The 10,105-nt window shown below is 70.9% G+C and carries 9 protein-coding genes; 6 read left to right on the plus strand and 3 right to left on the minus strand.

The window, feature by feature from the left end:
- Window positions 1-37: 37 nt before the first annotated feature.
- A complete protein-coding gene (locus ABD466_RS38380) occupies window positions 38-946 on the minus strand; it encodes a DUF8175 domain-containg protein (protein ID WP_344662197.1) in 909 nt (302 codons plus the stop codon).
- Between the two features lie 134 nt (window positions 947-1,080).
- Window positions 1,081-1,362: a hypothetical protein gene (locus ABD466_RS38385; protein WP_344662209.1), complete on the minus strand. Its 282-nt coding sequence runs from the start codon at window positions 1,360-1,362 to the stop codon at window positions 1,081-1,083.
- Between the two features lie 321 nt (window positions 1,363-1,683).
- On the opposite strand from ABD466_RS38385, the gene ABD466_RS38390 reads away from it, so the two are divergent.
- The gene (locus ABD466_RS38390) at window positions 1,684-2,793 is read left to right on the plus strand and encodes a C40 family peptidase (RefSeq protein ID WP_344662198.1); all 1,110 of its coding nucleotides are present in this window, start codon (window positions 1,684-1,686) and stop codon (window positions 2,791-2,793) included.
- An 86-nt stretch (window positions 2,794-2,879) separates the two neighbouring features.
- Here ABD466_RS38390 and ABD466_RS38395 read toward each other — a convergent pair whose 3' ends face one another.
- Window positions 2,880-3,245 (minus strand): nuclear transport factor 2 family protein, encoded by a 366-nt coding sequence (locus ABD466_RS38395; RefSeq protein ID WP_344662199.1) that lies wholly within the window; start codon window positions 3,243-3,245, stop codon window positions 2,880-2,882.
- 167 nt (window positions 3,246-3,412) lie between these two features.
- Between ABD466_RS38395 and ABD466_RS38400 the strand changes: the two genes are divergently transcribed.
- The 5 genes from ABD466_RS38400 to ABD466_RS38420 form a co-directional block, all read left to right on the plus strand.
- Entirely contained in the window at window positions 3,413-4,873 is a 1,461-nt protein-coding gene (locus tag ABD466_RS38400) for an MFS transporter (protein WP_344662200.1), read from the plus strand.
- A gap of 38 nt (window positions 4,874-4,911) precedes the next feature.
- On the plus strand, window positions 4,912-6,789 hold the full coding sequence (locus ABD466_RS38405) for an FHA domain-containing protein (protein WP_344662201.1): 1,878 nt from the start codon (window positions 4,912-4,914) through the stop codon (window positions 6,787-6,789).
- 31 nt (window positions 6,790-6,820) lie between these two features.
- Complete coding sequence (locus ABD466_RS38410; protein ID WP_344662202.1) at window positions 6,821-7,915, plus strand: RNA polymerase sigma factor; 1,095 nt, start codon at window positions 6,821-6,823, stop codon at window positions 7,913-7,915.
- Window positions 7,916-7,989: 74 nt separating this feature from the next.
- Entirely contained in the window at window positions 7,990-8,739 is a 750-nt protein-coding gene (locus tag ABD466_RS38415; protein ID WP_344662203.1) for an ABC transporter ATP-binding protein, read from the plus strand.
- Between the two features lie 34 nt (window positions 8,740-8,773).
- On the plus strand, window positions 8,774-10,105 hold a 1,332-nt coding region (locus ABD466_RS38420; RefSeq protein ID WP_344662204.1), incomplete at its 3' end, for an ABC transporter permease.

Raw genomic sequence — 10,105 nt, forward strand, 5'->3', positions numbered from 1 at the left:
GCATGGGTCTGACGGGGCCGCTGTCAGCGCCGCGAGATCAGGGAGCATATCGGAGCCTCGAGAACTGCTGGACGGCCTTCTGGATGTCGGCGGGCACCGAGCCCTGCTGAGTCGACACCGGAGTCGGTCCGTCGGCCTGGGCGAAGTCGTTGAGGCGCCAATCGTTGTTGACCCATGTCAGCGTGAGAGTCGACGTGCTCCAGGTCTGGGTGATGGGCTCGGTCGAACCTTGTCCGGCGATGCCGTCGATGGTCGTGTCCCATACCGATACGACCGCCTTGTCATTGGCGTATGACTGCACGCTGACCCCGATCGGCACGTTGCGGTACACGAAGGTCTGCCCCTTAGGAGGGTTGCCCTGCGCGTCCAACCCATACGCCTTCAAAGTACGACCGAATGCGTCGTCGAGCGATTTCTGAAGACCCGCCAGTATGGCCGGATCGGCGATCGATTCGATCAGCTTGTGCCGTGAGTCGGGATGCACCATGTCGTCCGAGGCGAATGCCGCGACGTAGTTCAACGCGGCGGCCTGCGCGCCGTCCTTGGTATCGGGGTAGCCGACCGGTACCCCCTGCGCCGTCTGCGTCGGGAACGCGGGATTACCACTCGTCACCGCACTCAGCCCCGTAGAAGCCGTCGCCGGCGGCACCCCGCCACCGACCCCGGTGCTCGCGCCCTGCCCCTCGCTGCCCTTGCCGTCGCCGCCGTGGCTGTTCAGGGCGATGACCGCGGCCACGACCACTGTTACTGCCGCCAGGGCGAGGACGCCGCGGCCGCGGCGGGCCTTGGGGGTCGGGTAGTCCGTCTCGTAGGGGTCCTTGGGGAGGCGGATGACGGTTTGTGGCTGCTCCAGGCGGCGGTCGCGGGTGGGGCGGGCCGTGCGGCGGGTGCCGCCGCTGCCGCCCGGGCGGCGTGGGCCGCCGCCGCTACCGCCGTCGATAACCATGTTCAAGTCTCCCCACCCCGGACGCCCCGGTCGTGTTACATCGTCGTCGTGTCGGGCCACCAGTTCCTAACAAATACCCGGATGGCTTCCCGGAGGTTTGCCGGGTGGTGGCAGTGGTTCTGCCCGGGTCCGGATCAGATGGCCATGCCGTAGACGATGGTGAACAGCGTGCCGAGCGATCCGATGATGAACACACCGGTGAGGCCGGCCACGATCAGGCCCTTGCCCTGCTCGGCGGAGAAGGTGTCGCGCAGGGCGGTGGCGCCGATGCGCTGCTTGGCCGCGCCCCAGACCGCGATGCCCAGGCAGATGATGATGGCGGTGGCCATCACCACCTCGATCATCACGCGGGCCTCGTTGCCGACGCGGCCGAACGGGCCCCAGTTCGGGGCGATGCCGCCGATGATGGTGTTGATGTCGTTGCCGCTGGACGGGGGGGCCGGAGTCGGCGTGGGGGGTGGGTCGGTGAGGAGCGCCGCAACGGTGTGGGCCGCGCCGCGCAGAGCTTGCAGTGCAGACACGATGACCGCCTGCCTCCAGTCCTGTGTTTATAGCGGTGGTGTTCGTCGTACTCACGATGTGGTGTCACTGCCGGTAGCGTAGGGAACTCAGTCTACGAGGATGACGCGGACGGCAGATAGCTTGCCTATGGTGTCGTTTTCCTGATTCCGTCCGCGGCACACCTTGGTTATCGGCTCATCCGATGATCGACTGAAGGGGAGAGAGGAAGAGGTCTGATGCGCACGTCGGTGGTCGTCGGCGCCGGTCTGCTGGCCACGCCCTTCCTCCTGGTCGGCGCGGTCGTGGTCGGCACCATGAGCGTGGCCGCCGGCAGTTCGACGGCGGCCGCGGGAGTGGGCCGGATCGCCGAGGGTACCGTACCTTCGGACTATGCGGTACTGATGGAGAAATCCGGACACATGTGCCCGGAGCTCACCCCGTCGCTGCTGGCCGCCCAGCTGTATCAGGAGTCTGGCTTCGATCCGAACATCGTGTCCCCGGCCGGCGCGATCGGCATCGCCCAGTTCATGCCCGGCACGTGGCCCAACTGGTCCTCGCCGCAGGACGGCGACGGCAAGCAGGACCCGCGGAACCCGGCCGACGCCATCCCGGCCGCCGCGCGCTACGACTGCGCGATCGCCCACCAGCTCTCGGGCATCGGCGGCGACCACGTCGCGAACATGCTGGCCGGCTACAACGCCGGCCCCGGCGCGGTCCAGCAGTTCCAGGGCATCCCGCCCTACGCCGAGACCCAGCACTACGTGAAGAACATCAAGGCCCTCGAACAGGCGTTCCGCGCCCCGGACCCGGTCCTGGCGCCCTCGGACATGGCGGTCCGCGCGATCTCCTTCGCCTACAACCGCCTCGGCACCCCCTACGAGTGGGGCGGCGACGGCACCGACGGCCTGTTCGACTGCTCCGGCCTGGTCCAGGCCGCCTACACCTCGGTCGGCATCACCATGCCCCGCACCGCCTCCGAGCAGTGGTACACCGGCCCGCACGTCCCCGTCGACCAGCTCCAGCCCGGCGACCTGGTCTTCTACGCCACCAACCTGAAGAACCCCGGGACCATCCACCACGTCGGCATCTACGTCGGCGGCGGCGCGATGATCGACGCTCCGCACACCGGCGCGGTGATCCGCTTCGACCCGATCGGGGCCGCCGACTACATCGGTGCCACCCGCCCGCAGCCGCTGGTGGTGGACGCCGCCGTGGACGCCTCCACGCCGCAGGCGAAGAAGACGGGGACGCCGCCCGGTCAGACGCCCGCACCGAACCAGACCCCGAACCAGCCGGCTCAGAACCCGGCGACCGCGCCCCGTACGACGGCGACCAGCAAGCGCTGAAACGGCCGAGGGCGGCGGCCGGAGCACAAGCTCCGAACCACCGCCCTCCGGCCGCGAACCGAACACCGCGTAGCGAGCGAGGACTCTCACATCGCGGGCACCTTGTCCAGGAACCCCGCCACCGCTCCGATCCGCCCATCCGGCGCGATCAGTGCCACATCGAACCCGACCACCAGTGCCTCGGCGTCCCCGGCGGCCAGCTCCCACGTGAACCGGACGACGTCGTGGTGCGCGTCCGGCGCGCCGGCCAGGCGGAAGGTGAGGCCCGCGAACTGGGCCTGGGCGCCCGCTATCAGGGCTCCGAGCTCCTCGTGGCCGCGCACCGAGGCCAGCGGGTCGGTGTACTCGATCTGCTCGGAGAACACCTCCGCGATCTTCTTGGCGCGGGCGTCGGCGTCGGTCTCGTTCCACGCGGCGATGTAGCCGTCGATCAGGTTCGTCACGTCCGTCATGGCAGTGCCTCTCGTCTCGGCCCCGGCTTGTCCGGCGGCCTGTGCTCCAAGATTGGCGGCCGGCGCCCTGACCAGGCGATTACCTGAGAGGTAAAGATCGACAGGGTGGGTCCGCGTTACCTGTCGGGTAATCGCCGCCATGACTTCCCGCGGCCATCGTTATGCCCATGACCGCAACCGAGATCCGGCCGGCGACACCGGCCCGCGAGGCGCACGAGGCGCCCGCAGCCAAGAGCACCCCGAACGCCAAGAGCGCCAACCTCACCCTCCTGGTGCTGCTCGCCGGCGTCTTCATGACGACGCTCGACATCTTCATCGTCAACGTCGCCATCCCCGCCACCCAGCGCGACCTGCACGCCTCCTCGGCCTCCATCCAGTGGATCGTCGCCGGTTACAGCCTCACGGTCGCCGCGGGCGTCATCACCGCCGGCCGCCTCGGCGACATGTTCGGCCGCCGCAGGATGTACGCCGTCGGCATGGCTCTGTTCACCGCCGCCTCCGCCGCCTGCGGCCTGGCTCCCACCGCCGGCGTGCTGATCGCGGCGCGCATCGTGCAGGGTGTCGGCGCCGCGCTGCTCAGCCCGCAGACGCTCGCCATCATCGGCACCACCTTCGAGGGCGCCAAGCGCGTCCGCGCCTTCACCGCCTACGCCTTGGCGATGGGCCTGGCCGCGGTGTTCGGCCAGCTGATCGGCGGTCTGCTGATCGACATGGACTTCGACGGCCTCGGCTGGCGCAGCTGCTTCCTGATCAACGTCCCGGTCGGCGCGGTGGCGCTGACGCTGGTCCCGCGCGCCGTCCCCGAGTCCAGGGCCGAGGGCCGGACCCGTCTCGACCTCCCCGGCGTCGCGCTCGTCAGCGGTGCGCTGGTGGCCACCGTGCTGCCCCTGATCCAGGGCCAGAGCCAGGGCTGGCCGCTGTGGACCTGGCTGAGCTTCGCCGCCGCTCTGGTCCTGTTCGGCGTCTTCGGCTGGTACCAGGGCCGTCTGGCCACCGCCGACAAGTCCCCGCTGATCGACCCCGCGCTGTTCCGTACCAAGGGCTTCGGCAAGGGCATCGTCGCGCAAATCGTCTTCTGGATGGGTCAGGGCTCGTTCTTCCTGGTCTTCGCTCTCTACGTGCAGCTCGGCCGGGGCCTGGACGCCTTGCAGGCCGGCCTGATCTTCACCCCGATCGGCGTCGGCTACCTGGTCACCTCGATGACCGCGCAGAAGATCGCCGCGAAGCTCGGGCGCCAGACGGCCGCGGTCGGCACCCTGGTGATGGCCGTGAGCCTGCTGGACATGATCGTCACACTGCACCTGACCGGTACCGGCGGTTCCCTGCTCTGGCTGGTCCCGGCGCTGGTCGCGGACGGCGCGGGCATGGGCCTGGCGATCGGCCCGCTGGCCGCCAACGCCATGGGCCGGGTGGCCCCGCACCATACCGGCGCCGCCTCCGGCGTGGTCTCGACCGTGATGCAGGTCGGCGGCGCGGTCGGCGTCGCGGTGATCGGGATCGTGTTCTACTCCGCCCTCGGCACCGCCCCCAGCCCGGCCGCTTACGCCCACGCCTTCACCGCCGGACTGGAGCTCCTGGTCGGCGTCGCGGCCGCGGTGACCGTCCTGCTTCAGTTCGACAAGGACTAGGGCAAGTCCTAGTGCTACACCGGCACGGCGGCACCATCATGGAGACGTACCAAGTCTCGGTGATGGTGCCGCCGCCGTTTCGGGTGCGGCGCCTGAGGTGGGTGTTCGGTGATGGGGGGATATACGTGCTTTGCCATTCGTGCCGATATCAGGTCCGCAAGGACTTCCCGTACTGCCTGCGCTGCGGCACACAGCGCAAGAAGGCGCGGGTCGACCAGTTCGACGCCCCGCAGCTGCGCCGTCCCGGCTCCACCGGGACCTCGGTGGCGATGGTCACCAAGGACGCGTTCACGATCGGCCGCTCGTCCGGCAACGATCTGAAACTGGACCATCCGTCGGTCTCCCGCGAGCACGCCCGGATCGTCCGTGAATCAGGCTCCTACTACCTGGAGGACCTGGGCTCCCTGAACGGGATCCGGGTCGACAGCGGCCAGGGCCCGCAGGACGCCGAGCGCATCCGTGGCGGCAAGGCCCGGCTGCACGACGGCTCCGTGGTCTTCGTCGGCGACGTCGCCCTGATCTTCGAGCAGCCGCGCACCGCCGCGATCGGTTCCAAGACCATGGTCCGGCCCGCGGGTGCCACGATGCTGGCCCCGGCCCAGGAGCTGATCAGCCCGGCCGACGCCCTCGCCGACGAGCACGCCCCGCCCGAGCCGCTGTCCGCCACCCCGCGCAAGCGCTCCGGATGGGCTCTGAAGCAGGTCCCCGACGACCGCGGCCGCCTGGAGTGGGCCCTCAGCAACACCCGCACCGGCGCCTACCTGAGCCTCGACGAGCGTCAGGTCTTCGTGTGGAACCAGATCGACGGCCGTTCCACGACCCGGGACCTGCTGTTCGCCTACCTGGAGGAGTACGGCGAACTCGCCCTGCCCCGCATCGAGCAGGCACTGCGCATGTTCGCCTCGGTGGACCTGGTCGCCGGCCTGCCGGGCCAGCGCAGCACCGAGGAACTGTCCTTCTGGCGCCGTGCCGGCCGCGCCACCCTCAACGCCCTGCTGCGCATGGAGATCTCGGTCAAGGGTCTGGACGGCCTGATCGAACGCGGCTACCGCCGATTCGGCTGGTGGTTCTTCACCCGCCCCGCCATCGCCCTGCTCGCGCTCGTGGTCCCGGCGGGCCTCGTGGCGTTCTGGTTCGACCGCGACAAGTACAAGCTGCTCGACACCGCGGGTGCGGGGCCCTGGGGCGGCGCGATCGTCCTCATCGTGTTCTTCGCCGCCTGCACCGTGCACGAGATGGCGCACGCCATGGCGGTGAAGTCCTACGGCCGCCGGGTGAACCGCGGCGGCTTCATGATGATGATGGGCATGCCGTTCGCCTTCGTCGACACCTCCGACATGTGGCTCGGCTCGCGCTGGTCCCGAGTCGTGGTGGCGTTGTCCGGACCGCTGGTCACCGCCGAGATCGCCGGCGGGCTGGCGGTCGGCGCCTGGTACACGCACTCGCCGATCGCCGGTGCCATCCTGTTCCAGATCGCCTTCGCGCTCTATCTCAACACTCTGTACAACTTCAACCCGCTGATGCCGCTGGACGGCTACATGGCGCTGTCCGACGCGATGCGCTTCCCCCGCCTGCGCGAGGAGTCGCGCGCCTACTTCACCCGCGGCCTGTGGCGCGACCTGCGCCGCCGGAAGCTGCCGACCCTCAAGCAGTGGGGCATGACGCTCTACGGCCTGTGCGCCATCCTCGGTACCTACGGCTTCATCGCGCTCGGCATCCTCGCCTGGAACGGCCGGATCGGGAAGTTCGTGCACAAGAGCGTGCCCGATCCCTGGGCGCACATGATCATCGTGGCCGGTATCGGCGTCGTGCTGTTCCCGGTCTGGTACGGCTATTTCAAGGCCCTGACGCGCCTGCTGCGCCGCCTCGGCGACAAGCGGCAGCGGCGCGTCCGGCAGGCCCCGGCCAAGGCGTAGGAGGGGATTCCCGACGGACGACGACGAAGCGGTGGCCCGCGCCCGGGCGGGTGACCACGACGCCTTCGCGCTCCTGGTCACCCGCTACACGCCGCTGGCCCGGCGTACCGCGCAGCTCACCGGCGCCGGCGACGACGCCGAAGACGTGGTGCAGGAGGCCTTCACCAAGGCGCTGCGCGGACTCGGCGGCTTCCGGGACGGCGGCGCGTTCCGGCCCTGGCTGCTTCGGATCGTCGTCAACGAGACCCGGAACCTGCACCGCGGCGGGCTCCGGCGCGCCCGCCGCGAGGACTTCGTCCAGAACGGTGTCGCGCTCCTGGAACACAGCTCCGAGGAGCAGGCGCTCGCCGGCATCACCCGCGAGGGTCTGCTCGACGCCGTCCGCGGCCTGCCGGAGCGTGACCGTGCCGTCATCGTCTGCCGCTACTTCCTCGATCTCTCGGAGGCTGAGACCGCCGAGGTACTCGGCGTGCCGCGCGGCACCGTGAAGTCCCGTCACTCGCGCGCCCTGGAACGGCTGCGGCGGGCCGCAACCGTCCTGGCGCTGGTGCTGGCCGCGGTCGGTGTGGCGGCGGCGGTCTCGCCGCAGGTGCGGGCCGCGATCGAGCGGGTGCTCCGGTTCGCCGGGGTCGAGGTGCACCACGGTTCGCTGCCGGCGCCCGCGCCGCCACCGTCCCCGACGCCGAACTCGTTGACGCTGCCCGGCGAACACGTGACGAGCCTGGCCGAGGCCCGGCGCGCGGTACGGTTCCCCGTCACCGTGCCGCCGCACCTCGGGCCGCCGCTCCAGGTGACCGTCAGCGACGGCGGCCGCGTGGTCTCGCTCGTCTTCGCCGGGAGCGGCGCCGGGCAGACCGCCCGGCTGGACGAGTTCGACGGCCGCCTCTCCGACGTCTTCACCAAGATCGCCTACGGCAACGACCCGGTGGACGTCACCGTCGACGGCGCCGCCGGCTGGTGGATCGCCGGACCCCAGGACGTCGTCTACCTCGACCGCACCGGCCAAGCGGTCACCGCCACCGCGCACCGCACCGACGGCACGCTGGTCTGGCAGGCCGGCGATGTCTCCTACCGCCTGGAAGGCATCGCCGACCGCGCCGAGGCGGTCCGAGCGGCCTCCGGCTGACTCCTCCCGCAGTACCGCGAGAGCCTCCCGTCGTACGACTACACCGCAGCACCGCCGAAGGTGGAATCGGCGGTATGAACGCGACCACGAGCACCATCACAGCCCCGGCCGCCCGGGCGGTGGCGGCCGTCAAGCGGTACGGAGGCGGCGACGCCGCCGTGTACGCCCTCGACGGCGTCACGGTCGCCCTGCCGACCGGCCGCTTCACCGCCGTCATGGGCCCCTCCGGGTCCGGCAAGTCCACCCTCATGCACTGCCTGGCCGGCCTCGACCGCCTCACGTCCGGTCAGGTCTACATCGGCGACGTCGAACTCGGCTCCGCCTCCGACAAACAGCTGACCCTGCTGCGCCGCGAGAAGCTCGGCTTCGTCTTCCAGTCCTTCAACCTGCTCCCGACGCTCTCGGCCGCCGAGAACATCACCCTCCCGCTGGACCTGGCCGGCCGCACCGCGGACCAGGACTGGCTGAAGACCGTGGTGGACACCGTCGACCTCGGTGACCGGCTCAAGCACCGCCCCGCCGAGCTGTCCGGCGGCCAGCAGCAGCGGGTCGCCGTGGCCCGGGCCCTGGCCGCGCGCCCCGAGGTGGTGTTCGCCGACGAGCCCACCGGCAACCTCGACTCGCGCTCGGCCGCCGAAGTGCTGCGGCTGCTGCGGACCATGGTCACCGACCTCGGCCAGACCCTCGTCATGGTCACCCACGACCCCTCCGCCGCCGCCTACGCCGACGAGGTGCTGTTCCTGGCCGACGGCCGCCTCGTGGACCGGCTGGAGCAGCCGACGCGCGACGCGGTGCTGGCCCGCATGCAGCGCTTCGGCGAGTGACACACCGAGCCTCCAGGACCAAGGGACATCCGCCATGCTCACCATCGCCCTGCGCAACCTCACCGCACGCCGCCGCCGGCTGATCGGCACCTTCCTCGCGGTCTTCCTCGGCGTCGCCTTCCTCGCCGGCACCCTCACCCTGAACGCGACGCTGTCGCGCAACTTCGACAACCTCTTCGCGACCGCGGACAGCGGTGTCGCGGCCGTGGTGCGCTCGGACACCCTGATCTCCGACTCCGCGCGCAACGGCCCGATCGGCGGCCTGCGCGCCCCGGTTCCGGCCCGGCTCGCCGCGACGCTGCGCACGGTGCCCGGCGTCGCCGACGCCCAGCCGGAGATCGCGGGCTACGGCCAGCTGCTCGGCGCGGACGGCAAGGCGGTCGGCGGGAGCGGGCCGCCGCGCACCGCGGGCTACTGGATCCCGTCGGCCCGGCTGAACCCGTACCACTTGGTGTCCGGGCGCGCGCCGCGCGACGTGCCGGACGGGCAGCCGGCGGAAGTCGTGGTCAACAGCGGCGCCGCGGACTCGGGTCATCTGAGGCTCGGCGACACCACGACCGTGCAGACCCCGTCGCCGGTGCGCGTCACGATCGTCGGGATCGCCGGTTTCGGCAGCCAGAGCGGGATCGGACAGGTGACGTACGTCGGCTTCGCGCAGGACGCGGCCGAGAAGTACATCGGCCGCCCCGGTCAGGCCACGCAGATCATGGTCGCCGCGAAGGACGGGGTCTCGCAGGACTCTGTCGTCGCCGCCGTGGGCAAGGCGCTGCCGCCCGGCGTGCAGGTGATCAGCGGTGCGGAGTACACGAAGGCGAACACCGACGCGATCGGCAAGGCGTTCCTGACCTTCTTCAAGACCTTCCTGCTGGTGTTCGCGGCGGTGGCGCTCCTGGTGGCGTCCTTCTCGATCCACAACACCTACACGATCCTCACCGCGCAGCGGACCCGTGAGAACGCCCTGCTGCGGGCGCTGGGGGCTTCCCGGAGCCAGATCCTGCGGTCCTCCCTGGCCGAAGCGGCGTTGCTGGGGCTGCTGGCCTCGGCGGTCGGTGTGGTCGGTGGTCTGGGGATCGCGCAGGCCCTGAAGGCGCTGTTCGACGCGGCCGGGTTCGCGCTGCCCGCCGGGGGACTGGCGGTCACCGGGTCCACGATCGTGCTCGCGCTGGTGGTCGGCGTCGGCGTAACCGCGCTGGCGGCGTTGTCCCCGGCGGTCCGGGCGTCGCGGGTGGCACCGCTGGCGGCGCTGCGCGAGGCCGCCCTGGGTGACGCACGCTCCGGATTCGGGCGCGTGCGGACCCCGCTGGGCGGGGCGCTGCTGGCCGCCGGCATGGTGCTGGCCGCGGCCGGCGGCTCGGTCGCGGCGGCC

The sequence above is a fragment of the Catenulispora subtropica genome, assembly GCF_039531675.1.
Classification (GTDB): domain Bacteria; phylum Actinomycetota; class Actinomycetes; order Streptomycetales; family Catenulisporaceae; genus Catenulispora; species Catenulispora subtropica.